Source organism: Mesorhizobium sp. M0174 (assembly GCF_040322275.1).
Taxonomy (GTDB): Bacteria; Pseudomonadota; Alphaproteobacteria; order Rhizobiales; family Rhizobiaceae; genus Mesorhizobium.
In genome coordinates this window covers 598,190-622,494 of sequence record NZ_JAMYTB010000001.1, presented here as the reverse complement: position 1 = coordinate 622,494, position 24,305 = coordinate 598,190, and the positions used below count along the sequence as shown (strand labels likewise).

At 59.7% G+C, this 24,305-nt stretch carries 19 protein-coding genes, 1 tRNA gene and 3 pseudogenes; 19 read left to right on the top strand and 4 right to left on the bottom strand.

What is annotated here, in order from left to right; genetic code table 11:
* Positions 1-659 precede the first annotated feature (659 nt).
* The 3 genes and pseudogenes from NKJ13_RS03080 to NKJ13_RS31575 form a co-directional block, all read left to right on the top strand.
* Positions 660-1,988 (top strand): dicarboxylate/amino acid:cation symporter, encoded by a 1,329-nt coding sequence (locus tag NKJ13_RS03080; protein WP_352615322.1) that lies wholly within the window; start codon positions 660-662, stop codon positions 1,986-1,988.
* 302 nt (positions 1,989-2,290) lie between these two features.
* Positions 2,291-3,322, top strand: coding sequence for a LacI family DNA-binding transcriptional regulator (locus tag NKJ13_RS03075; RefSeq protein ID WP_352466665.1), 1,032 nt, complete (start codon positions 2,291-2,293; stop codon positions 3,320-3,322).
* Between the two features lie 445 nt (positions 3,323-3,767).
* A pseudogene (locus tag NKJ13_RS31575) lies at positions 3,768-4,005 on the top strand (IS1634 family transposase); the annotation flags it as partial.
* 117 nt (positions 4,006-4,122) lie between these two features.
* Here NKJ13_RS31575 and NKJ13_RS03070 read toward each other — a convergent pair.
* The gene (locus tag NKJ13_RS03070) at positions 4,123-5,052 is read right to left on the bottom strand and encodes a LysR family transcriptional regulator (RefSeq protein WP_352457033.1); all 930 of its coding nucleotides are present in this window, start codon (positions 5,050-5,052) and stop codon (positions 4,123-4,125) included.
* Positions 5,053-5,320: 268 nt separating this feature from the next.
* Here NKJ13_RS03070 and NKJ13_RS03065 point away from each other — a divergent pair, with 268 nt between their 5' ends.
* The 13 genes and pseudogenes from NKJ13_RS03065 to NKJ13_RS03005 all read left to right on the top strand — a co-directional run bounded on the left by NKJ13_RS03065 (position 5,321) and on the right by NKJ13_RS03005 (position 18,925).
* The gene (locus tag NKJ13_RS03065; protein ID WP_352457034.1) at positions 5,321-5,914 is read left to right on the top strand and encodes a NodA family N-acyltransferase; all 594 of its coding nucleotides are present in this window, start codon (positions 5,321-5,323) and stop codon (positions 5,912-5,914) included.
* Entirely contained in the window at positions 5,911-6,570 is a 660-nt protein-coding gene (gene nodB / locus NKJ13_RS03060; RefSeq protein WP_352466666.1) for a chitooligosaccharide deacetylase NodB, read from the top strand. Before NKJ13_RS03065 ends, nodB begins: the two co-directional genes overlap by 4 nt.
* 14 nt (positions 6,571-6,584) lie before the next feature.
* Positions 6,585-7,910 carry a chitooligosaccharide synthase NodC gene (nodC, locus tag NKJ13_RS03055; protein ID WP_352777054.1) on the top strand — a complete coding sequence of 442 codons (1,326 nt, stop codon included), beginning with the start codon at positions 6,585-6,587 and terminating at the stop codon, positions 7,908-7,910.
* A gap of 80 nt (positions 7,911-7,990) precedes the next feature.
* Positions 7,991-8,587, top strand: a complete 597-nt coding sequence (nodS, locus tag NKJ13_RS03050) for a nodulation methyltransferase NodS (RefSeq protein WP_031194123.1) — start codon at positions 7,991-7,993, stop codon at positions 8,585-8,587.
* Between the two features lie 35 nt (positions 8,588-8,622).
* Positions 8,623-8,868, top strand: a pseudogene (locus NKJ13_RS03045) (carbamoyltransferase N-terminal domain-containing protein); the annotation flags it as partial.
* Positions 8,869-8,911: 43 nt separating this feature from the next.
* Positions 8,912-9,823 (top strand): nodulation factor ABC transporter ATP-binding protein NodI, encoded by a 912-nt coding sequence (gene nodI / locus NKJ13_RS03040; RefSeq protein WP_023719311.1) that lies wholly within the window; start codon positions 8,912-8,914, stop codon positions 9,821-9,823.
* Positions 9,824-9,826: 3 nt separating this feature from the next.
* Complete coding sequence (locus tag NKJ13_RS03035; RefSeq protein ID WP_352483783.1) at positions 9,827-10,615, top strand: ABC transporter permease; 789 nt, start codon at positions 9,827-9,829, stop codon at positions 10,613-10,615.
* A gap of 67 nt (positions 10,616-10,682) precedes the next feature.
* Positions 10,683-11,645 (top strand): LysR family transcriptional regulator, encoded by a 963-nt coding sequence (locus NKJ13_RS03030; protein ID WP_352516375.1) that lies wholly within the window; start codon positions 10,683-10,685, stop codon positions 11,643-11,645.
* A gap of 8 nt (positions 11,646-11,653) precedes the next feature.
* Positions 11,654-11,916 (top strand): annotated as a pseudogene (locus NKJ13_RS03025) (hypothetical protein); the annotation flags it as partial.
* Between the two features lie 890 nt (positions 11,917-12,806).
* On the top strand, positions 12,807-13,598 hold the full coding sequence (locus NKJ13_RS03020; RefSeq protein ID WP_352483785.1) for a calcium-binding protein: 792 nt from the start codon (positions 12,807-12,809) through the stop codon (positions 13,596-13,598).
* A 395-nt stretch (positions 13,599-13,993) separates the two neighbouring features.
* On the top strand, positions 13,994-15,763 hold the full coding sequence (locus NKJ13_RS03015) for a type I secretion system permease/ATPase (RefSeq protein WP_352450798.1): 1,770 nt from the start codon (positions 13,994-13,996) through the stop codon (positions 15,761-15,763).
* Positions 15,738-17,051, top strand: a complete 1,314-nt coding sequence (locus tag NKJ13_RS03010) for an HlyD family type I secretion periplasmic adaptor subunit (RefSeq protein ID WP_352777050.1) — start codon at positions 15,738-15,740, stop codon at positions 17,049-17,051. Before NKJ13_RS03015 ends, NKJ13_RS03010 begins: the two co-directional genes overlap by 26 nt.
* Before the next feature lie 656 nt (positions 17,052-17,707).
* Positions 17,708-18,925, top strand: coding sequence for a tyrosine-type recombinase/integrase (locus NKJ13_RS03005; RefSeq protein ID WP_352777049.1), 1,218 nt, complete (start codon positions 17,708-17,710; stop codon positions 18,923-18,925).
* Between the two features lie 21 nt (positions 18,926-18,946).
* Here NKJ13_RS03005 and NKJ13_RS03000 read toward each other — a convergent pair.
* Positions 18,947-19,022: transfer RNA gene (locus NKJ13_RS03000), tRNA-Ile, on the bottom strand.
* 179 nt (positions 19,023-19,201) lie between these two features.
* Between NKJ13_RS03000 and NKJ13_RS02995 the strand changes: the two genes are divergently transcribed.
* Entirely contained in the window at positions 19,202-19,912 is a 711-nt protein-coding gene (locus tag NKJ13_RS02995) for an SIMPL domain-containing protein (protein WP_352506781.1), read from the top strand.
* A gap of 129 nt (positions 19,913-20,041) precedes the next feature.
* Here the strand turns inward: NKJ13_RS02995 and NKJ13_RS02990 are convergent, their stop codons facing one another.
* On the bottom strand, positions 20,042-20,401 hold the full coding sequence (locus tag NKJ13_RS02990; RefSeq protein WP_023678277.1) for a hypothetical protein: 360 nt from the start codon (positions 20,399-20,401) through the stop codon (positions 20,042-20,044).
* Positions 20,402-20,645: 244 nt separating this feature from the next.
* Entirely contained in the window at positions 20,646-21,092 is a 447-nt protein-coding gene (locus tag NKJ13_RS02985; RefSeq protein ID WP_254820372.1) for a YcgN family cysteine cluster protein, read from the bottom strand.
* A 210-nt stretch (positions 21,093-21,302) separates the two neighbouring features.
* Between NKJ13_RS02985 and NKJ13_RS02980 the strand changes: the two genes are divergently transcribed.
* Both NKJ13_RS02980 and NKJ13_RS02975 read left to right on the top strand, forming a co-directional pair.
* Positions 21,303-23,531, top strand: coding sequence for an OmpA family protein (locus NKJ13_RS02980; RefSeq protein WP_352739036.1), 2,229 nt, complete (start codon positions 21,303-21,305; stop codon positions 23,529-23,531).
* A gap of 235 nt (positions 23,532-23,766) precedes the next feature.
* Positions 23,767-24,282 (top strand): TIGR00645 family protein, encoded by a 516-nt coding sequence (locus NKJ13_RS02975; protein ID WP_254820365.1) that lies wholly within the window; start codon positions 23,767-23,769, stop codon positions 24,280-24,282.
* Positions 24,283-24,305 lie beyond the last annotated feature (23 nt).

Sequence of the window (24,305 nt, the reverse complement as noted above, 5' to 3'; positions counted from 1 at the left end):
CGCCGGCGATGCGGTGCCCGAGCGGCTGACCGCGCCGAGTTGCCGGGCCGTGCCAGTCACCAGCGCCTGCGAACCAGGGGCGGGAGCGATAATCACTGCCGACGACACTGGTCGGTCGCGGCAACCGCCATTTCCTCGACATTGATGACACAGATAAGGCGGCGGCGTCGCGTGTGAAGGCGCGAAGGTGGCGGTCGAGCGCGGCTTTCTCGGCGGTGCTCGGAACTTCTGAACCGCATCGTCGCGGTCAGCACCAGCGGCGTCAATCCCTACGTCTCGACGTCGCTTTCAAGCTGTCGCTGCAGCGGGAGCGCGGCAAAGAACACGGCAATTCTGCGCCCTCGTGCCAGCGATGCGGCCCTTCCCAAAGTCGGCAAACCGAGGAGCCCGCCACGATGTGCAGCAAAACCGCAAGCCAGAGAGATCGACCGGCAATCTGCCGGAGAACATCAAGCGCGTGCTGGACGGCGGCCTTGTCATTCCCGTCTTGTGCCACCGCTCATCCCATCATTGGCGAGCCCAACGTCAGTTCAGGTCATGCGGATCCATTTGGCATGGGTATTGCGGCGGCCTTGGTGCAGCGTTCGACCGGAGCGCCGCGATAGGGAGAAGCCCGGGAGAAGTCACGCCACCTCGATCCGGTCAGGGAGAGAGAAACAGTGTCAGCTGCACAAGTCCGCGGCGCGAGTCCCGCGCCCCGCAAACCCTTCTATGCCAAGCTTTACGCGCAGGTGCTTGCCGCCATCGCCCTCGGCGTCGCAATTGGCTATTTCTATCCGGGGACCGGCGAGAGCCTGAAGCCGCTGGGTGATGCCTTCATCAAGCTGGTCAAGATGATCATCGCGCCTGTCATCTTCCTGACAATTGCGACCGGCATTGCCGGCATGAACGATCTTCACAAGGTCGGCCGGGTCGCCGGCAAGGCAATGGTCTATTTCCTCACCTTCTCGACGCTCGCGCTGATCGTCGGCCTCATCGTCGCCAATGTCGTCCAGCCTGGCGCCGGCCTCAACATCGATCCGGCCTCGCTCGATGTCCAGGCCGTGAATACCTATGCCGCAAAGGCCCACGAGCAGTCGGTCACCGGCTTCCTGATGAACATCATCCCGCCAACGATAGTCGGCGCCTTCGCGGAAGGCGACATCCTGCAGGTGCTGTTCTTCTCGGTTCTGTTCGGCATGGCGCTCGCGATGGCCGGAGAGACGGGCAAGCCTGTCGTTTCCTTCCTTCAGGCGCTCATCGCGCCTGTCTTCAAGCTCGTCGGCATTCTGATGAAAGCCGCGCCGATCGGCGCTTTCGGCGCAATGGCCTTCACCATCGGCAGATATGGCATCGGTTCGGTCGTCAACCTCGCGATGCTGGTCGCGACGTTCTATTTCACCGCCTTCCTCTTCGTGTTCGGGGTTCTCGGCGCGGTCTGCCGCTACAACGGCTTTTCGATCTGTTCTCTCATTCGCTACATCAAGGAAGAGCTGCTGCTTGTCCTCGCAACGTCCTCCTCGGAGGCCGCGCTCCCCTCGCTCATGCAGAAGATGGAGAAGGCGGGCGCCAGGCGTTCGGTTGTGGGTCTCGTCATCCCGGCCGGATATTCGTTCAATCTGGACGGCACGAATATCTACATGACCCTGGCGGCCCTCTTCATCGCGCAGGCGACGAACACGGATCTGTCAATCGGCGATCAGGTGCTGCTGCTGCTCGTTGCGATGCTTTCCTCCAAGGGCGCTGCAGGTGTAACAGGTGCGGGCTTCATCACCCTGGCTGCTACGCTCGCCGTAGTTCCGAGTGTTCCCGTTGCTGGGATGGCCCTGATACTCGGCATCGACCGCTTCATGTCCGAATGCCGGGCGTTGACGAATTGCGTTGGTAACGCAGTGGCATCCCTCGTCGTCGCCCGCTGGGAAGGAGAATTGGACCAAGCGCAGATGAAAGCCGCCTTCTGCGGTCATCAGCTTGCCGAGGCATCAAACCGGCTATCCTCCGCCGAGTAAGGGCGACGCACCGCGACCGGTTTCGCCAAGCTGGTCACATGACCTGAACGATCGACTCGCAGGCTCTAAACGGCGCCTCACGGACCATGTATCAGAAGCGCTAAATGTGTGAGTGCAAATCATCGCCGCCCTAAGCGAATGAACCTTCCGTTATACCCGGCCGGTCTACGTCTGGAGTAGTCCAATTCGCTGTCGATCATTCAGTATGCGGGCGTCTTCACTTTGCCCACCCGAAAGCATTGTCGAATCGCGCTAGGTGACAGAGAGCCAGCCTGCGTCAAAAACCAATCAGAATAGGACCCATGACCAAGCGCCCCACAATTACCGATCTCGCCCGCGAAGCCCGAGTCAGCGTAGCAACGGTCGATCGGGTTCTGAACGCCCGCCATCCGGTGCGCGAGGAGACCGCGCGGCGGGTCCACGACGCCGCCCACGCGATCGGCTATCATGCTGCCGGGCTCATCAAGCAGCGCTTGCGGCGAGACCTACCGTGCTACCGTCTGGGCTTCATCTTGAGAAAACCGGCCCAGCATTTCTACCAAGACTTTGCGCGCGAGGTCGAAGCGTCGGTCAATTTGGCCCAGTCCTTCCACGGCATTCCGCTCATCCAATTCGCCCCGTCACATATGCCGAGCGACCTAATCGCACCGCTCAAGGATTTGGGCGCACGCTGCCATGCGATCGCGATGGTGGCACCGGACCACCCAAAAATTACAGCAGCGGTTGAGGACCTCAAGGCCAAAGGCATTCCGGTTTTCTCGCTGCTTTCCGACTTCGCCGCCGGCGTGCGACAGGGCTATATCGGCCTCAATAACCGCAAGGTGGGGCGCACGGCCGCTTGGATGGTGTCCAAGGTCGCAAAACGGCCCGGCAAGGTGGCGGTGTTTGTCGGTAGCCATCGTTTCCAGGGGCACGAGCTCCGTGACGTCGGCTTTCGCTCCTATTGCCGTGAGAACGCGCCGACGTTCGAGGTGCTCGATCCGCTTGTGAACCTGGAGAAACGGCAGGTCACCTACGAGGCAACGCTTGATCTCATGCAGCGGGAACCCGAGCTCGTCGGCTTCTATGTCGCCGGGGGCGGCATGGAGGGCGCCATCTCCGCGGTCCGGGAAGAGGGTAAAAGTCGCGATCTCGTCGCGATCGTGAATGAAATCACGCCGGAATCTCGGGCGGCACTCGCTGATAACATCATCACGATGGCGGTCGCCACGCCAATGCGCCGGCTTTCCCAGGAGCTGATAACGCTGATGACGCGGGCTATCGAGACCGGCACTGCTGAAACACCAGGACAGACATTTCTGCCGTTCGACATCCATCTGCCGGAAAATATATGAAACTGATGGCTTCTATCGTAAGCGGGGAGTTTCCTTTCATGAATGAGAGAAAGTTGATTGATTATCCCATCCACGCGGGGTAGCCGCACCCCACAGGCCTCAGCCGCGGCCCAGGATGAAGCGCCGATTGGGTGAACGGATCGGCCGCGCGTTCAGCCCGAAGCGCGAGGTAAATTGCCTACATCCGCAGCGTCGACCTCGACCGGCTTCATTGCCAACATCTCGACGTTGTCGGTGCAGGGCGGTGTCGTCAAGGATGCCTCACGCCAGTAGCCGAGCGAGGCCGGCACAGTCCATTGGTATCGACCTCGTCGACCGCCATCTCCTCGCCTGGCCGCGTGAAAAGCCGCGGCATGGCCGGCAAAGTTGGCATTTGAGTGGGGCTAAACACCTTCTGGGACTTCGCACGCGAAATCGGAGGCGGCAGTCAATTCAGTACCAACCCGGACATGTGTTCTGCTCGTTCCTGGCCCTCGTACTCAGCAAGGAACTGCGCCGCTCTGCCGGGCCAAAGGCCTGACGCCCGAATGGCAACCGTTCCTACGCGATCGCGACCGCCTCCAGGAAGCCACCATCGAAAAGAATGCTCGCGTCGTCACCACCACGTCACGGCCAAAGTGGGCAACGTTTTGAAGGCAGCTGGCATCGCTCTGCCACACAACCTCGACGAACAACTCGCCTGAGATCACCCCCAAAACATAGTGGTAACACGCGCCGGAGCGCGCCTAACATGCTGATTAATGACATATTCTTGCGGGCGGTGTTTAAACTGCAAGGTCGGATGGTCGTGCCCGAGACGCTCAATAGCTTTCAAGCAAAGGCGCCAGGCGAGATGCCTCCTGCAACATCATTTCCCGCATCCACAGGCTTGCCGGATCAGTGTTGTGAAGCGCAGGCCATTGGACGGCCTCCGTGAATGCGGGATGAGGAAGTGGCGGCGGAAGTCCGACAATCCGCAGGGGTGTTGTTTTTGCGAAATGCTGCGCCAGCCGTAAGGGCATGGTCCCGATGCGGTTGGTGCCTGATAGGACCGGCGCGATCAGGCTAAAGCCCTGTACGACGACCTCGATACGTCTCTCGAACCCGTGCTCGAGCAAATACCATTCCTCCATGGTGGGCTGCCGGGTGTGCCTGAATTTGAGCACGACATGCCCCATCGACAAGTATCGCTCGAATGTAAGTGGCTCTGACAGCTGCTTGTTCGTGCCGCAGCCTACGCATACGAGCATATCTTCGAACAGGGCTGCGCGAGGATGTTTCGACATGAACACTTCCGGCATAATCAGAAAATCAACGTCGCCGCGCCGGAGAAGCTCCTCGGGGTCGTCGCAAATAGGCAGACATTCGAAGCGGACGGCGGGAGCTTCCCGCGCAGTACGCTCTACGATCCTCTTAAAAAGCACGAGCGTGAGGTAATCGGAAAGCATGATTCGGAAGAGACGATCCGATTGGGCTGGGTTAAAGGCGTCGGAGGAAATAATCGATAGCTGGATGTGCAGCAATGCGTCCCGGACTGCTGGGGCAAGCCCCTCCGCGCGCGGTGTCAAAATGAGCTCGCGGCCGTTCATCGTAAATAGCTCATTGCTGAAGTAGGCGCGTAACCGAGCGACGGCGGCGCTCATGGCCGGCTGGCTCAGATTAATACTGTTGGCCGCGGCAGTGACTTTACGCTCCCTGATCAGAGCGTCCAGCACAACGAGGAGATTCAGATCCAGCCCCTTAAACCGCATATCCTGATCTATCCAGCGTGTGGATGGGCATCATCTAAACAATCAATTTTACGAATTTACGAACCATGCATTAGAGGAACGTAAATGACCGACGTCAAGCTCAAATCGACGGCGCCGCCACACGGGCGGGAACATCGAGAGAGCTCATTGGCGAGCCCCACCGGCTGGCTCACCGTCGCTAACGACAACGGTTGAGTGCAGCCAACAACGCCGCCGCTTTGGCCGGGTAATGCGGCCCGCAAGAAACCATTTTGAAGAGAGGTCCTGAATGCGCCCTCAGGTGCAGTGGAAATTGTGCTGGGAAAACGAGTTGCAGCTCTCGGACCACGTCGAGCTCGCCCAGTTCTTTCGTAATACCTACGGGCCGACTGGGGCGTCCAACGCAGAACCGTTCGAAGGTAGTCGAAGCTGGGCCGGAGCCAGGCCTGAACTCCGCGCAATCGCCTATGATTCGAGCGGTGTAGCGGCTCACATGGGCATACTGCGCCGTTTCATCAAGGTTGACGCGGTCGATCTGTTGGTGGCTGAGCTGGGCCTGTACGGGGTACGTCCGGATCTTGAGGGTCTCGGAATCGCCCATTCAATCCATGTCATGCTTCCAATACTGCAGGAGCTTGGCGTTCCATTCGCTTTCGGAACCGTCCGGGACGCGCTGCGGAATCATGTTGAGAGGTTCGCGCGGCGATACAGCCCTTTGGCCGTTTTGTCGGGAATTCGCGTGCGCTCCACCCGACCAGAGGCGCGCCTCGACCTGCCGCCCACACGCATCGATGACGCACTCACCATTGTTCTGCCAGTTGGACGGCCGATCAGCGAATGGCCCACGGGCACGATGATCGATCGGAACGGACCAGAGCTATGAGCCGTCCCGATTGCTTGTACGAAGTGCGCCGTGAGTGCTCTGACGGCACCGGCCGTCGCAGCGTTTATCTGACGTTTGACGACGGTCCCAATCCACTTTTCACACCGGAGATTCTCGATGTGTTGGCAGAGCAGCGGGTGCCGGCGACTTTCTTCGTCATCGGCGCCTACGCCTTAGAGCACCCGGATCTAATCCAACGAATGTTTGCAGAAGGGCACGAGCTAGGCAACCACACGATGACTCATCCGGATCTGTACAAATGCGGCTTCGGCGAAGTGCAACGTGAGATTTTTGAAGCGAACGGCGCCATCATGAGGGCGTGCCCTCAGGCCTCGGTGCGCTATATTCGCGCGCCCTACGGCGCCTGGAGCGAAGAAATCTTCACAGCGTCACAGATCGCCGGGCTGACGGCCCTCCATTGGTCCGTCGACCCTCGAGATTGGTCTCGCCCTGGGGTCGACGCGATTATCGATACCGTGCTCGCCTCTGTCCGGCCGGGCGCAATCGTACTCTTGCACGACGGATGCCCTCCCGGCGAGTTGAGCCAGGGCGCTCACGCCGGTCTGCGCGACCAGACGGTCACGGCGCTGTCCCGTCTGATTCCAGCACTTCATGAGCGCGGATTTGTAATCCGCTCACTTCCTCAACATCACTGAACAAACGAGATCCCATGACTCTTCTTGGTACAACCAGCACTGTGGCCATTTCGCTTTATGCACTGCTCTCGACTGCTTATAAGAGCATGCAGGGGATTTATGCTCTGCCGACAAACGACTCATCGGCGTTGGAGGATCTCGTCGGCTCCGATCAACTGCCCAGCGTGGATGTCATCGTCCCCTGCTTCAACGAGGATCCGCGCACGCTTTCAGAGTGCCTGGCGTCCATTGCAGACCAAGAATACGCCGGAAGACTTCGGGTCTATGTGGTTGATGACGGTTCTGGAAATCGCGAAGCCGTAGGAACTGTCCACGAAACCTACGCGCGCGACCCTAGGTTCGACATCATTTTGCTTCCCGAGAATGTTGGAAAGCGCAAGGCGCAGATCGCCGCGATACGCCGCTCATCCGGGGATTTGGTGCTTAACGTTGATTCAGACACGATACTCGCGTCCGACGTCATCACCAAGCTTGTACCGAAGATGCGAGATCCAGCGGTCGGCGCAGTCATGGGTCAGTTGATTGCCAGTAACCGGAGCGAGAGCTGGCTGACAAGGCTGATAGACATGGAGTACTGGCTGGCTTGCAACGAGGAGCGCGCGGCACAGGCTCGCTTCGGTGCCGTTATGTGCTGTTGCGGCCCATGTGCCATGTACCGCCGGTCTGCGCTCCTTTTGTTACTGGACCAGTACGAGTCGCAATTTTTTCGGGGCAAGCCAAGCGACTTCGGGGAGGATCGCCATCTCACTATCCTCATGCTGAAAGCAGGCTTTCGAACCGAGTACGTTCCGGGCGCCATCGCGGCCACAGTCGTTCCGAACAGACTCGGACCGTATCTGCGCCAACAACTCCGTTGGGCACGAAGCACATTCCGGGACACGCTGCTTGGGCTGCGCTTGCTGCCCGGCCTCAATAGCTATCTCACGTTGGACGTGGTCGGACAGAATCTCGGGCCGCTACTCCTCGCCCTATCGGTACTAACGGGCCTCGCACATTTCGCACTGACAGGCACTGTGCCTTGGTGGACAGGACTGATGATTGTGTCCATGACCATGCTCCGATGCAGCGTGGTAGCATTTCGTGCTCGACAGTTTCGATTTCTGGGCTTTTCCCTGCACACGTTCATCAACATCTTTCTCTTACTTCCCTTGAAGGCCTACGCGCTGTGTACATTGAGCAATAGCGATTGGCTGTCGCGAAGCTCTGCTGTCCCTACATCGAACACTGGGGGAAAACAGGCCCCCACCCAAACTCCGATCACTGGATCAAGCAGGGCAGAATTCTCACCGCATGCGGCTCCGCTTCGCAGGCTCAATCTTGCGCGGATTCTTCGGGATTAGCGCTGTCGAGCAACATCTGCGGCGACGAGTGATCGCTAATTACCTAGGTGGACGAGAGGTGGACGAGTTTGACCCAGAACATGAATCATCAGTTGCTCGATCGGGAATTGGCCGCAGACGATCCGTGGCGCCTCGACGGCAATCCGTTCGAGCGGGAGCGCCACACGCAAATGCTCCAGCTGGCGCTTGCCCAAGGCTCCATTACAAATGCCCTCGAAGTCGGGTGCGCTGCCGGCGCATTCACGGAAAAATTAGCTCCCAACTGCCAAGGGCTCACCGTCATCGATGTCGTGGCGCAAGCGATTGCTCGAGCACGTCAACGGATAAAGGAGCCGTCGCGCATCAACTGGATAGTCTCCGATGTTCAACAGTTTTCGACCGACGAGTTGTTTGACCTGATCGTTGTGGCGGAGGTCCTATACTACCTCGAAGACATAGCCGAGATGCGCGCGGCCGTCAAAAACCTGGTGCGGGTGCTTGCGCCAGGCGGGCATCTGATCTTCGGATCGGCAAGGGATGCTAATTGCCGTCGCTGGGGTCACGCCGCTGGTGCTGAGCCGGTCATCGCCATGCTGAACGAAACGTTGATCGAGGTAGAGCGTCTTGAGTGTCGGGGCGAGTCGGTCAACGAAGACTGCTTGCTCGTCCGTTTCCGGAACCCGCTTTCCGCTTCCTGATCAATCGAATCTATCGCCGTTAACGTGGAGACACTATGCGCATCTCTGGTACCAAGCTGACCCATGATGGGGCGATCGCCCTTGTCGAGGATGGACGGCTCGTCTTCTGCGTTGAGCAGGAAAAGCGGCACAACAATCCGCGTTATCAAACCATCGATAATCTCGACGTAATTGTCGCCGCTTTGGCGGAACAGGGGCTAAATCCTTGTGATGTCGATCAGTTCGTTATCGACGGCTGGGATGGCGAAGACGAGTCACAGTTTCAGGTCCGGCAGGCAACCAAGCAACCGCCAGTCTTGGCGTCCCTCTCGGTAAAATGAACCCATGTCCATGGTAGCGATCGATCTTACTGACGTAAGCAAAACTTATGACAAGCTCGTTGTCGACAGACTGTCGTTCCGCGTTGCGGCGGGGGAATGCTTCGGGCTCTTGGGACCGAACGGTGCGGGCAAAAGTACGATTGCGCGTATGGTCCTCGGCATGACATCGCCTGATGCGGGGAAGATTACTGTGCTCGGCGCTCCAGTGCCGGCGCGCGCGCGTTTGGCACGTATGCGCATCGGCGTGGTCCCGCAGTTCGACAATCTTGATACCGCGTTCACTGTACGCGAGAACCTGTTGGTGTTCGGGCGCTACTTCCGGATGAGCAGACGCCAGATCGAAGCGGTCATACCGTCGCTGCTTGAGTTCGCCCGCCTCGAGAACAAAGCGGATGCGCGCGTCGCCGAACTGTCCGGCGGCATGAAGCGGCGCCTGACGCTCGCGCGTGCGCTGATCAATGACCCGCACTTGCTGGTGATGGACGAGCCGACCACCGGCCTCGATCCGCAGGCCCGCCACCTGATCTGGGAACGGCTGCGATCGCTGCTGGCGCGGGGCAAGACTATTCTTTTGACTACCCATTTCATGGAAGAGGCCGAGCGGCTGTGCGATCGGCTGTGCGTTATGGAGGAGGGGCGCAAGATCGCCGAAGGCCGCCCGTCCGCACTCATTGACGAGCAGATCGGCTGTGACGTGGTCGAGGTCTACGGCGGCAATCCGCATGAACTGGGTGCGCTGATCCGGCCGTACGCACAGCGCATCGAGGTGAGCGGTGAGACGCTTTTTTGCTATGCACCCGATCCGGAGCAGGTGCTGGTGCAGCTACGCGGGCGCGCCGGTCTGCGCCTTCTGCAGCGTCCCCCCAATCTCGAGGATGTGTTCTTGCGGCTAACCGGGCGCGAGATGGAGGACTGAACAATGGGCGAACGTTATGCGGCGGCCATGCCCGCCAATGCGTGGAATTGGGTCGCGGTTTGGCGCCGCAACTATCTTGGATGGAAGAAAATCGGGCTTGCATCGGTTCTCGGCAACCTCGCCGATCCGATGATCTATCTGTTCGGTCTCGGCTTTGGCATCGGAACAATGATAGGTCCTGTTGAGGGCACTTCGTACATTGCGTTTCTCGCGGCTGGCATGGTTGCCACAAGCGCGATGGCATCGGCGACTGCTGAAACGGTTTACGGGAGTTTCGGCCGCATGGACAACCAGCGCACCTGGGAAGGAATGCTATGCACTCAGCTGACGCTCGGCGATATCTTACTCGGCGAATTGGCGTGGGCAGCCACCAAGGCCCTGATGGCGGGCACAGCAATCACTATTGTTGCCACCACGCTCGGCTACACATCGTGGCCATCCATCCTCTGCTTGCTGCCAGTCATCGCTCTCAGTGGCCTCGCCTTCGCGAGTCTAGCGATGGTCGTCACGGCGCTTGCGCCCAGTTATGAATATTTCATATTTTATAATACGCTTGTTGTAACACCCATGCTGTTCCTTTGCGGCGCGATGTTTCCGGTCAACCAATTGCCCGGCGCTTTTCAGGACGTCGCCTCCTTGTTGCCGCTCGCACATGCAATTGACCTCATTCGTCCGGCGATGCTTGGCCGTCCGGCCGGCAGCATGGGCCTGCATATCGGCGCGCTTTGCATATACACGGTTTTGCCGTTCTTCCTATCGGTTGCTCTATTTCGTCGTCGGCTGATGCGTTGACGCTACTTACCATTCGTAAAATTGATTCTTTGGGCGATACCCATCCACGCGTCGGATAGGTCAATACATGCGTTTTAAGGGACTCGATCTAAATCTCCTGGTTGTGCTGGACGCTTTGATCAGGGAGCGTAAAGTCACCGCCGCGGCCCGCAGTATTAACCTGAGTCAGCCGGCCATGAGCGCCGCCGTCGGTCGGTTACGCGCCTATTTCAGCGATGAGCTATTTACGATGAACGGCCGCGAACTCATTTTGACACCGCGCGCGGAGGGGCTCGCCACAGCAGTCCGGGAGGCATTGCTGCACATCCAGCTGTCGATTATTTCCTGGGACGCCTTTAACCCGGCCCGATCGGATCGTCGCTTCCGCATCATCCTTTCCGATTACCTCACGCTCGTATTTTTTAAGAAGATCGTAAAGCGTGCTGCGCGGGAAGCTCCCGCCGTCCGCTTCGAATGTCTGCTTATTTCCGACGACCCCGAGGAGCTTCTCCGGCGCGGCGACGTTGATTTTCTGATTATGCCCGAAGTGTTTATGTCGAAACATCCTCGCGCAGCCCTGTTCGAAGATATGCTCGTATGCGTAGGCTGCGGCACGAACAAGCAGCTGTCAGAGCCACTTACATTCGACCGATACTTGTCGATGGGGCAGGTTGTGCTTAAATTCGGGGACACCCGGCAGCCCTCCATCGAGGAATGGTATTTGCTCGAGAACGGTTTCGAGAGACGTATCGAGGTCGTCGTACAGGGCTTTAGCATGATCCCGCCCCTTCTATCAGGCACCAACCGCATCGGGACAATGCCCTTACGGCTGGCGCAGCATTTCGCAAAATTAACACCCCTGCGGATTGTCGAACTTCCGCCGCCACTTCCTGCCGCATTCACGGAGGCCGTCCAATGGCCTGCGCTTCACAATAATGATCCGGCAAGCCTATGGATGCGGGAAATGATGTTGCAGGAGGCATCTCGTATGATTACCCCGCCTAAGAGCACCGGACGTCTCAGTTGTCGGCCGACGACCCCTCGGTTATGAGAGGAGGCATGGATGGCGATTGGGATTGGGCGATTCCTGCATTGTCGAGAACGATGCAGGGAGAGCAGATCCTTCAGCCTGAAGAGGTGGCAGCGATGCTGCCGCTGAATGAGCTTGGCTGGGGAACCGACGGGCGAACGAATTCGGGTGCGCTCGCAACACGGTGCCTCGGTATCTAAGCGAGGGCGGGACTGTTCCGTTTCGCAAGCCTGTGCGGCCGACCGCGTTTGACGGACTGGACGATTGGCTGCGGGAGCGCTTCTTCCCCCATGGCTCGGGCTGGATGACGATCTCGACCCGCTCCAGATGCGCCGGGAACGCCTTGCGCGGTCGCGCAGCACGTCGCGGCTCGCCTGTCGGTCTTGCGGCCTCGAGCTCGGACTCAATCGCGCCGAGCCCGGTCTGGATTTCGAAGGCGAAGGCCTGCTAGGCACGTTCGAGCTTCTCGGAGCTGCGACCGAAGCGGCGCGCTCCAGCTGCTTGACGATCCCATGAAGGTCGGCGATCCTCACCTGGGCACGCTCGTTGAGTGTCGCCATCCGGACGATCTCGGCCTTGAGTGTTTCGCTCCGGAGTTGTTGCAGTTCGGCCTTCTCCGCCGCCATGGCGACGAACATCGCCTTGAGCGTATCGATTTCGTGGGGACGGGCCGAAGCGCTTCTCATCATGACGCCGACAGAAGCTTATTGTGCACGGCCTGAAGCCCGCCTTTTGCGCCTGAGTCACTTCGCCACCGCCTTCCGGCCGGACGCCGTCGCCGTTCGGCTCGAACGCGTGTCCAGTCCATGCCTTCGACGAGCGCCATCAGTTTCGGCGCGGCAAGCCGATCACGCCGTTCTCCGCCAGCGGAACTTGTCCTCGTCCAGCGCTCACGGTGCGGGTATGCCGGCGTCGAGCAAACAGAGAGAAGTTTGGGGCCCAACCAGGACGGCCCCGTTACGAAGTTCGTCCTAGTCCCGGTTGAGTGTCGAATCTTCATCGATTGCTTGGGCGACCAGCGTCCCCGCCGCCAGCGAGCCCGCAACTGCTCAGCAGAAGGGCGAAGTGAACGTGAATGCATCCATTTCGTAAATGTGTGTCTATCCAAGCAATCGATTTCTCTAATTATCCGATGAGCAATATGAACGCGTCAGGCAGGGTGCATCATTAGGAGTATTTTCGATGGCAAAGATTATCGAGGGTGGCCCGGGTGCCGAAACACTCATCGGCACCGAGCTTGACGATTGGATGGAGGGTTTCCAGGGCGGTGACTGGATTGACGGTCGTGGCGGCAACGACGAGATCTCGGGTGGCCCGGACAGTGACCGACTCATCGGCGGCAAGGGTAACGACCGCATCTTCGGCGGAGATGGCTGGGACGATCTCTCCGGCGACAACGGCCGCTTCAACCCGCGCGTCTCCGGTGAGGACAATGACAGGCTCAGCGGCGGTCCCGGCCAGGATGTCCTCTACGTGGGTGACGGCCAGGACACGTTGACCGGGGGCACCGACAGTGACACGTTCGTGTTCCAGTTCCACAATCCGGTGCCTGGGGTTGTCGGGTCGAAGTCGGACATTACCACTATCACCGATTTCAACCCGGCGGAGGACAAGTTCGCCTTCGATGCGGTGGGCCTCTACAATGACGGTTTTGGCGCGAACTTCGTCAACAACGCCAGCATACAGTCCGGCTACCCGGTGAGCAGCTTCTACAGTGGTGCGGCCTCAGGTGCGAACGGCGAACACGTCGTGGTAATCACTGGCGAATCTTTCAACTCTGCTTCTGAAGCCGCGAGTGCGATCTCCGGCGAGCACGCCGGCGACATCATTGTCTACCAAAGCAGCTACACCGACAGAGTCGCAACTCTGGCCTATGTCACCGCCGACAACAACGCGCATGAATTCGTCCACCTGGGCGGTGTGGTCACCGTGGCCGACCTAGGCCTGACCGCGTCGGACTTCACCTTCGTTTGATCCAGAAAACCCATACGGAACAGCGCCCCGCCCCCCGGGGGCGGGCGCTTCCGTTTCCGCTACTTGCGATGGGCCGGGGCGCCCGGGAGCAGTCGCAGCGTGTACAGCTTGACGAAGCCCTGCACGTCGCGCTGGTCGTACACCGAAATCTCCCTGAAGGCGTGGAGGCGGAAGCCTGTTCGGGCCCTTGCGGCCGGCCACGATGACGTTGCCCTTCCAAACCTTCAGCCGGACGGTGTTGTTGTTGACCCGCTCCATTAGATGCCAAACCAAACACATTCGGCGGGAGCACTGATCCTGAATCAGCGAGCGGATGCAGTCGGTTGCCGCTCGGGGAGCAATATAGGGAGCTGGGTCGCCAGATCCTCACGGAGACCTACGTGAGTAACCATTCCTTGAAGGATTCAGCTTTGAGACCTTTCCCTCTGACTTCCGCTATTTGGGGAATTCTGTTGATCAGCGGCGTGGTCAACGTGCTTGCGCTGATCTCGCCGCTGTTCATGCTTCAGGTCTACGACCGCGTTCTGGCAAGTGGCAGCGTATCGACGCTAGTGGGGCTCGTCGTGCTTGCTGCAGGGCTTTATGCGTTCCAATGCCTGCTCGACGTTTTGCGCGCCCGCGTGCTGCTGCGGATTGGCGAGCGTTTCGATGAACAGTTTTCCGGACGCGTTCACGATGCGATCGTTCGCCTTCCGCTTTTAACGCGCATGCCGGGCGACGGCTTGCAGCCGCTACGCGATCTCGACAATGTTCGCGGATTCTTAGGTGGAAACGGCCCGACAGCGTTCTTCGATCTGCCATGGATGCTGCTTTATCTTGGCATTTGCTTCCTCTTTCATTTCTGGATCGGCATGACGGCACTTATCGGGGCGATCGGTCTCACATCTCTGACACTCCTTACCAACACTCTCTCGCAAGGGCCGATACGCGATACCATTGACCACAACATGGTACGCAATGGTCTACTGGAAGCAGCGCGCCGCAATGCCGAGGTCGTGCAAGCTCTCGGTCTCGCAAAGCGGATCGCTGCCCGATGGCACAAGGCCAATGCCAAGTATCTGGCCGCCAACCGGAAAGTCGGGGACGTGGCAGGTGGGCTGGGTGGCATTTCAAAGTCGCTGCGCGTGCTGCTGCAATCGGCCATTCTTGCCGTCGGCGCGTACCTTGTCATCAGGCAGGAGACTACGGCCGGGGTCATGATTGCCAGTTCGATCACGATGGGGCGTGCGCTGGCTCCGGTCGATCTGGCCATTTCAAGCTGGAAACCCTTCCTCATGGCGCGCCAGGGTTGGGCGCGGCTGGAGGACCTCTTGGGAAAGGTTCCTGAAACCGCTCCTGTTATGCCAATGCCTGCACCTGAACGCGAACTCCGCCTCGAAGGCGTGACAATCGTTCCGCCCGGCGAAAGGAAGCCGACCGTGACCGGCCTTGCGTTTGCCGTTCAGGCGGGAAGCGCACTCGGGATCATCGGTGCATCGGGTTCGGGCAAGTCGACACTCTCGCGCGCCATCGTCGGCGCATGGGCGCCGGTCGCCGGAAAGGTTCGCATCGACAGCGCAAGCCTCGATCAATGGGACCGGGAAGCGCTAGGCCGTCATATCGGCTATTTGCCGCAAGGTGTTGAACTATTCGACGGCACCATTGCCGAAAACATCGCTCGTTTTGAAGATAATCCTGACCCTGAGGCTATTGTCACCGCGGCGAAAGCAGCGGGCACGCACGAACTGATCCTCCGATTTGAGCACGGCTACGAAACTCCGATTGGTGAGGCCGGATCGGCACTTTCCGCCGGGCAGCGCCAGCGTATCGGTCTTGCCCGTGCTCTTTATCGAGACCCTTTCCTTGTTGTGCTGGATGAACCCAATGCCAATCTCGATGCGGAAGGCGAGGCTGCGGTTGTCAAGGCGATCGCCTCGGTGCGCGAGCGCAAGGGCATTGCGGTTGTCGTTGCCCATCGGCCGAGCGCCATCCGCGCCGTGGATTTGGTGTTGGTGATGGAAGGTGGACGGCAGCGAGCATTCGGTGCGCGTGATGAGGCGCTTTCCAAAGTCCTTAAGGGGGCAGCGATGGCATCAGGCGCTGGGGTCAAGGCCATCGAGTCTACACAGGATAACGAGCGCGCTGACATGGAGGATCCCGGTGTCCGGCATTCATCAGAACAATGACGTTTCCAGGTCCATTCGCCGGCACCTGGTGGCGGGCCTGCTGGCGAGCGTGATCTTTGTGGGAGGAGCCGGAGCCTGGGCGGCCTTCACGAATCTCTCCGGCGCGGTTGTCGCGTCCGGACACTTTGTCGTCGATTCCTATGTGAAGAAGGTGCAGCACCCGACCGGCGGGGTGGTGGGAGAAATCCTGGTGAGCGAAGGTGATAAAGTAAAAGCCGGCGACATCCTCATGCGGCTCGACGCCACCCAGACGCGCGCCACTCTCGCTGTAGTCACCAAGCGGCTCGATGAGCTGGCCGCCAACCTGGCACGACTCGAAGCTGAGCGTGACGATCTGGCGGAGATCGCCTTCCCGAACTGGCTGCTCGCCCGCAGAGATGTTCCGGACGTAGCTTCGGCAGTACATGGCGAGACGCGGCTGTTCGAATTCCGCAGACAATCCCGCGACGGAAGGCAGGCGCAGCTAGCGGAACGCATCACTCAATATGAGCACGAGATCGAGGGGCTCAAGGCGCAGGCAATCGCTTGTGAGAAAAGCACCGAGATCCTCCAAAAGGAAATTGCTGCCCTGAGTGGGCTGCGCGACCAAGGCATTGTCTCGGACCAACGCTTGAACAGTCTGAAGACGCAGGTTGCCACTTTCGGCGGCGAACGCGGTGAGAAGATTGCACATCAGGCACAGACGGCAGCCCGCATAGCCGAAACGCGCCTGCAGATCCTGCAGATCGATCCGGATTTCAAGACGGAAGTCGGCCAGGAGCTCAGAGAGGTTCAGGCGCAGGTTGGGGAGTATGTTGAGCGCAAGGTGGCGGCTGAACAGGAACTGCGACGGATCGATATTGTCGCGCCGCAGTCAGGCGCCATTCAACAACTCGCAGTTCATACGGTCGGAGGAGTGATCACGCCCGCCGATCCGATTATGCTAATCGTGCCGGAAGGCGACGATCTTGCGCTTGAAGCACGAATCACCCCGAAGGACATCGACCAAATCCAGCTTGGTCACAAGGCCGTGCTGCGGATGTCAGCCTTCAATCTGAGGACCACGCCGGTATTGAACGGATATGTCAGCCGGATCGCAGCCGATCTGGCGACGGACGAAAAAAACGGCGTTTCGTATTACCTGGTGCGTCTGTCGGTTCCGCATGCGGAACTGACGAAGCTCAAGGACCTGACGCTCGTGCCCGGCATGCCGGCCGAAGCGATGATCCAGACGGGCGAGCGTACGGCGCTTTCTTATTTTGTGAAGCCGCTGTCGGACCAAATCAGTCGCGCATTCCATGAGGAATGAAAGTAACCACAGAAACATTTTGTTGGTATTCTTGTTGGTTGTTACGCATGCATGAGAGTCATAACCGTCTGAAACCACAGCCATGATTCCGCCTCTGACTCAGATTCGTGGTTCCACGGTCATTTTGCCCTTCCAAGTCGCCGACCATTCAGTTCTTGGCCTCGAGCGCATTAAGATACCCATCATCGTACACAAAGGCTGGAAAAGAATCCGGTGTCTTGAGCGATCCTGAGGTCTGGAGACCTAGGGTGAGCCTGCAAGCACAGGGCTAGGACATGATTGAGCGTCTGCAATATTCGGACAGGTACATAGGAAGACAGGCAGGCGTCAAAAACGCGCTTTCAACGCGCTAAACCGATGCTACGCACCCCGAGCGTCTTGCCGCCCTCGCTCCCGCCGGTAGGAATCAATCGCGAGCAGGCTGCGACGTTCATCGGCGTAAGCTCAACGACCTTTGATGAAATGGTCCAGGACGGCCGGATGCCCCAGCCACGAATGCCGAGCAAGGGGCGCATTGTTTGGGACGTCGAGGAACTTGTATTGGCCTTTCGAAAGCTCCCTCACCGCCAAATCGGAGGAGCACCAAAGCTTGACGAAGATTCGCCGCCACTAGACAATCCTTGGGATCGAAAACCACGAACATGACGGATGAGCCCGTGAAAATCGATCTTAAGGGCGTAGTGAAGGACACTGATCGCCACGGCAATGATCGGTACTATTTTCGCGCACCGGGTCGGAAGAAGGTCCGGCTCCGTGAACCGACCGGCAGCGACGAGTTCCTCGAGGAACTGCGGTGCGCGCGCGCCGAGGTCACTTATGTTCGGCCCGGCACTCTTCCCGAGATTTGCCGGCGCCTCCCCAAGCCTTCCGAGCCAGCGAAGAAAGGCACGTTGCTGTGGCTTTGCCAGGAGTATTACCGTCGGGGCGGCACGGAAATCACCCAAGACACTATGGCGCGCCGACGAGCAATTCTGGAGCGCGTATGCGAATTACCTCATCCCCTCGAAGGTGACCCGGATCCTCAGTATCCCACCAAGGGATCTCTGCCATTCGCCGGTATGAAACGGTCTCATGTTAAGGAGATCAGGGACACCAGGCTCGACGCCCTTGGCGCGGCAAACAATATCGTAAAAGCCATCAGCGCGATGTTTGAGTGGGCAAAGGACACAGAGATTCCGGGCGTCGACTCCAATCCCGCCCGCGGCATCAGACGGCTAAAGAGCGGCGACGGCTGGCACCCATGGGACGTGTCGGAGATCGTTCAATATGAGAAGCGGCATCCGCTGGGTACCGCAGCCAGACGTGCGCTCTCGATCTTCATGTTTACTGGCCTGCGGTTGTCCGACGTCGCGATCTTCGGTCGACAGCACATCACGCTCGTCTACAACGAGGAGACCGAGCAGTGGGAGAAGTGGATCAGAATTAAGCCTGGGAAGACCAGTCGTAACAAGGATGCGGTGTTGGTGGAGCTCCCGCTTCTGCCCGAACTAGAGGCGGAACTTGAGCACACGCCCTCCGACCAGATGACCTTCCTGGTCAATGAGTATGGTCGCCCGTTCTCGGAGAACGGTCTGGGCAACAAGATGCGCCAGTGGTGTGATCAAGCTGAGCTGCCGCACTGCAGTGCTCATGGAATTCGCAAGGCCGGCGCGACGATCGCCGCTGAGAACGGCGCGACGCACGAGCAGCTGAAGGCGATATATGGGTGGACTACGTACCAGCAGCCCGACCACTACATCAAGAAAGCGCGTCGCCGGAAGGTAGCGAGAGCGGCGAAATACCTGCTGGTTATCGATCGAAAAGAGAACAAAATTGTCCCACTTCCTGAGGGGGTTGAAAGAGGTGGGACAAAAATGGCCAAAAAATCCAATTAAATCAACGGCCACAAAAGCCAATGGTGGGCCCGGAGGGACTCGAACCCCCAACCAAGCGGTTATGAGCCGCCGGCTCTAACCATTGAGCTACAGGCCCCACGGCGCTGGATTAGTGTTTTTCCCTGAACCGCACAAGGCTTTCCGAGGGCTTTCCGAGCAGGCGTTCCAAGGAGCTGGCAGAGATCGCCCAAATCAGCCCATATTGATAACCTATGCACGTCGCCCATTGGACACCGCCTACTCGGCTGTCTTGGGATCGCAGATCGAGGAGATTTTATGACCAGACGTATTTTGCCCCTGGCGATTGCCGCCGCAGTCGCATTTCCGGCGATCGCGGCCGCCGCCGATTCACCACCGCCGCCGCGTATCGTCGTCACCGGTGAAGGCGAGGCGGCGATAGCACCCGATCTGGCTCTGCTGACGCTCAGCGTCATGCGCGAAGCCAAGACGGCACGTGCAGCGCTCGATGCCAATAACGACGCCATGGCCGCGGTGATCGCTGCAATGAAATCATCCGGCATCAAGGAGCGCGACCTGCAGACCGCGGGCATCCAGATCAACCCGCGCTATAACTACACCAACAAGCCCGACGGCAGCCAGGAGGCCGAGCTTGTCGCCTATCAGGTGACCAACACGCTGTCGGTGCGCATCCGCGACATCGACAAGACCGGCGACATTCTCGACAAGGCGGTGTCGCTCGGCGTCAACCAGGGCGGCGGCATCTCCTTCTCCAATGACGATCCGGCGGCAGCCGTCACCGAGGCGCGCAAGAAGGCCGTCGCCAATGCCATGGCCAAGGCCAAGACGCTGGCCGAAGCGGCCGGCGTCGGCATCGGCCGGGTCCTGGAAATCACCGACCAGAATTTCGCACCACCGCCGATGCCGATCAACGCCAAGGCATTCGATGCCGCTGGCGCGTCGGTCCCGGTGCAAGCCGGCGAGAATTCCTATACCGCACAGGTGACGGTGACTTTCGAATTGAAATGATCATCGCTTGCACATGCAAAACCCCGGAGGATCGATCCTCCGGGGTTTTTGAGCCGCGCTTTCCGTCCTGGCGGAAAGGGCTCCGCTACTCTACCGGCTGCAAGTCAACCGGCCGCAGGCCCGAAGACCTTAGCGATAGATGATCGGACAGCCGCGCTCGTTGGCAAATACGATCACGACACGGTCGCCATACTGGCGGCCGGCGACCTTGACCGTGCGGCGGTTGATGTCGATGATGCGGGCGCGGTGCAGGCCCATGCGTTCGGCCTTGTCGATGGCACGCTCCGGCGAACAGGACCGGCGCCAGCCGCCATGACGGCGATGTTCGCGATAGTAACCATCATCTTCGTCGCCGGTATAGACGCCGACGCGCGGATCTTGGTTGTTGCCGAAGCCGAGATAGATGCTGTCAGCATGAGCGGGGATGGCAGCAAGCGTGCCAAGGCCGACAAGAGCCGAAAGAGCCGCCGTCTTGATGGTGTTGAACATTGTCTTCTCTCCTTGTTGAGGGTTTCCACCCGTTTCGTCGAACCGATGGGAGGAGAATGCACCCGCCTGTCTGAATTTTTTGCGAACCGGCCATTCATCTCCAGTTCATGAGGCAGAACCGGGATAGTCTCTCGCTTCTGAAGGCGGTGCTATGGACGGCGGTGCTACATAGGGTGGATAGCATGGTGGATGGACAACGTCCGTTTTGCCGTCGATTCCGGATTCTCGATTTTGCGATAAAATCCTAAGGCTCGTCCGCGAGAATATGGTCGAAATAGTCGTCCGGCTCGGCAAGGTCGGTCTCGCTGGCGCTGACTCGGCCGCGCATCGAGATGCCTGCCTCGTGCACGGTCTCGTCGCTTCCAGACACCAGCCTGTGCCACCAATAGAGATCGCGGCCCTCGGCGACCAGCCGGTAAGCGCAAGTCTTGGGCAGCCAGCTGATGGTGCGCACATTCTGCGGCGTCAGCCCGACACAATCCGGAACACGCGCCAGCCGGTTGGCATAGTCGGAACAGCGGCAGCTTCCAGCGTCGAACAGCCGGCAGCCGACGCTGGTCCAGTAGATTTCTCCGGTGTCCTCGTCTTCGAGTTTGGACAGGCAGCATTTGCCGCAGCCGTCGCAGAGTGATTCCCACTCGGCCGGGGTCATCGCCTCGAGCGTCTTGGTCTTCCAGAACGGCTTGTCCATTGTCGGCATGTGGCCCTCGGACGCCTCAAGGTCAAGCACGGCAACACTTGCGCCTCGTCCGAACGATACGCCAGGAACATACGAATGACACGAAGTCGCCTTCAAAACGCCGGTCAATCGCCCTGTACCACCGCTAAGACCTACAAACAGGAACCAAACATGGTTGCTGAAAGTTTGGGCACGGATGGGACGCCACAAGGAGTGTTTATGATGAAACGCCAACCACGGATTCTGGCAGGCACGGCGCTTGGCCTGTTGATGGCGTCCGCGCCGTTAGGCGCGTTCCCGCTGCAAGGCAATGCTGCATTCGGCCCCGCCCGGAACAGCGCAATGTTTATCCCGGCGCAGTCGAATTGTGCCGAGGGCGAATCGGCCGAAGCTTGCGCTCAAGGCGGAAAGTCGGAGCCGGAACAGAAGCCCGGCAAGAGGCGCGACCGGCAAAAACAATCCGAAGCGGCGCCCGCCGAACAATCGGGCGAGCCCGAGCAGAAGCCGCGCAGGAACAAGCGCGAGCAGCAAAAACAGAGTGAATCCGCGCCTGCTGAACAGCTCGCGCCTTCCGGCGAAGAGCAGCAAGGAAATCAACGAAGGAAGAAGAGGCAGCAGCAGATCGAAGCCGCTCCGGCTGACCAGCAGACCGCGCCTGCTAACGACGATCAGCAGCAACTCAAACCGCGCAGGAAGAAGCGCGACCAGCAGCAGATCGAAGCCGCTCCGGCTGACCAGCAGGCCGCGCCTGCTAACGACGATCAGCAGCAACTCAAACCGCGCAGGAAGAAGCGCGACCAGCAGCAGCAGGAGGCCGCGCCTGCCGAACAGCCGGCCGAGCAAGCTGCACCCGCGAACGACGATCAGCAGCAGCTCAAGCCGAGGAGAAAGAAGCGCGACCAGCAACAGCAGGAGGCCGCGCCTGCCGAACAGCCGGCCGAGCAGGCTGCACCCGCGAACGACAACAACGAGCAAGTCAATCCGCGCAAGAGGAAGAACAAGCAAGACCAGCAGATCGAGGCGGCACCGGCCGAACAGGCGCCGCGCAAGAAGGAACGCCCCGCCGGTGAGCCTCTCCCACAGGCCGAGCCACTTCCAACCGAGAAGCAAGCGGCTCCTGCTCAAGGCGAACAGCCCGAGAACCAGGCGAAAAAGCGTGGCAAGAAGCCCGTTGTGGAAGAGCCGGTGACCGGCGAACAGCAGCCCGCAACCGGTGAGCAGCCCACGACGACGGGCGAACAGGCAGCACCCGCCGAGGGTGGGCTCCCTGCTCAGGGCGAAGCCGCCGCCAACCCGAACGACGCGCCCATACTGGACAGCCAGAAGGATGTCTTGCGCAAGCGCAAGGGCGGCAAGGAGCGCGGCCAAAATGCCGGTAAGCAGCAGGGCAACCAGCCAGCCCAGCAGGGCGAGAACCAGGTGGAAGCCCCGAAGCCTGCTCCGATCGAGGAGGGACCGCCACCTACCGACGACAAGGCAGCCCAGCAGGAGATCAAGCCTGAAAAGATCGTTCCGGTGACCGAGGAAAAAGGCAAGCGCGTCGAGCGTGCGCCCGACATCGAGGATGTTCGCCGCCGTCCGCGCCCGCAGGGCGCCAACGTCGTCAGGGAATTCGGCGACCGCGTCATCCTGCAGTTCAACAACCAGACCTTCGTGGAAAGCAGCGATGCCCCGCGCATGCACCGCGGCGCCAGGAATGTCTATTATGAGGACCTGTCGGGCGATCGCACCCGGGAAATCGTCGAGCGTGACAATGGTGTCCGGATCGTCACTATCCGCAACCGCTACGGCGACGTCATCCAGCGTTCACGCATCGCGCCTGACGGGCGCGAATATGTGCTGAGCTATGTCGACGAGCGCTACTATGACGATGATGCAGACTGGCGCGACCCGGGCGACGACCTGCCGCCGATGCGCCTTACCATTCCGCAAGAGGAGTACATTTTGGATTCCGAAGAGGTCGAGGATCCGGACGACTATTACACCTTCCTCGAACGGCCGCCGGTGGAGAGGGTCCAGCGCCTCTATTCGGTCGACGAGGTCAAGCGCTCGGCCCGAGTGCGTGACATCGCCCGCCGGATCGACCTCGATACGCTCAACTTCGAGTTCGGTTCGGCTTCGATTTCCGACACCGAGGTCCAGAAGCTGGAGGGTGTTGCCAACGCCATGGAGAAGCTGCTGAAGAAAAACCCGGCCGAGACCTTCCTGATCGAAGGCCATACCGATGCAGTCGGCACGCCGGAGGCGAACCTCGCTCTGTCCGACCGCCGCGCCGAGGCGGTCGCCGAAGCTCTGACCAATGCCTTTGGCATCCCGCCGGAGAACCTGACGACGCAGGGTTATGGCGAGGAGTATCTCAAGGTCAACACGTCGGGACCCAATCGCGAGAACCGGCGCGTCGCCATCCGCCGGATTACCCCCCTGGTGGCGCCGGTGGCCAGCGCCCAATAAACCGCAATGTGAACCGCGCGATTCGATCAACCATTGAGTCGCGCGGTCATCAATCTTGAAACGCGCGGCTACCAATCCCAAATTCTGGACATGGCTTCCCTGCCCTGCCCCGACTCCAGCGGGACACGCGAGCCCGCCGGTCCCCTCCCGGCGGGGTTTCGTTTTTTTAGGACCTTGCAAACCGCCGCAGCCTGCCCGAAATACGGCGCTCCGCAAAGAAGCCCGGAACCGTCACATGAAGCGCATCGAACTTGCCATCGAATCGATCATTCTCGCCTCGCGCTGGCTGCTGGTCGCCTTCTATCTCGGACTGGGCGCGGCACTTGCCATCTATGCCGTGTCCTTCGGCAAGAAGCTGTTCGAGTTCGTTCCTGTCGCCTTCACGCTCGATGACACCGACACCATCCTGAAAATGCTCGGCCTCATCGATGCCGCGCTGGTCGCCTCACTGGTGGTGATGGTGATCATCTCGGGCTACGAAAACTTCGTCAGCCGCTTCGATGAAAATGACGGCAAGGTGCATTGGCTGGGCACGATCGATGTCGGCTCGCTGAAGGTCAAGGTCGCCTCGACAATCGTAGCGATCTCCTCGATCCACCTCTTGCAGGTGTTCCTGAACTCGGTCTCCTACACGACCGACCAGCTGATGTGGCTGACCATCATTCATCTGGCCTTCGTCGCCTCGGCATTCATGCTTGCTTATATCGACCGGCTGATGGGCCTGGGCAAAGCCAAGAAAGCCGGGGAGTGAGCATGCGTCTGTGCCGGTCTTTT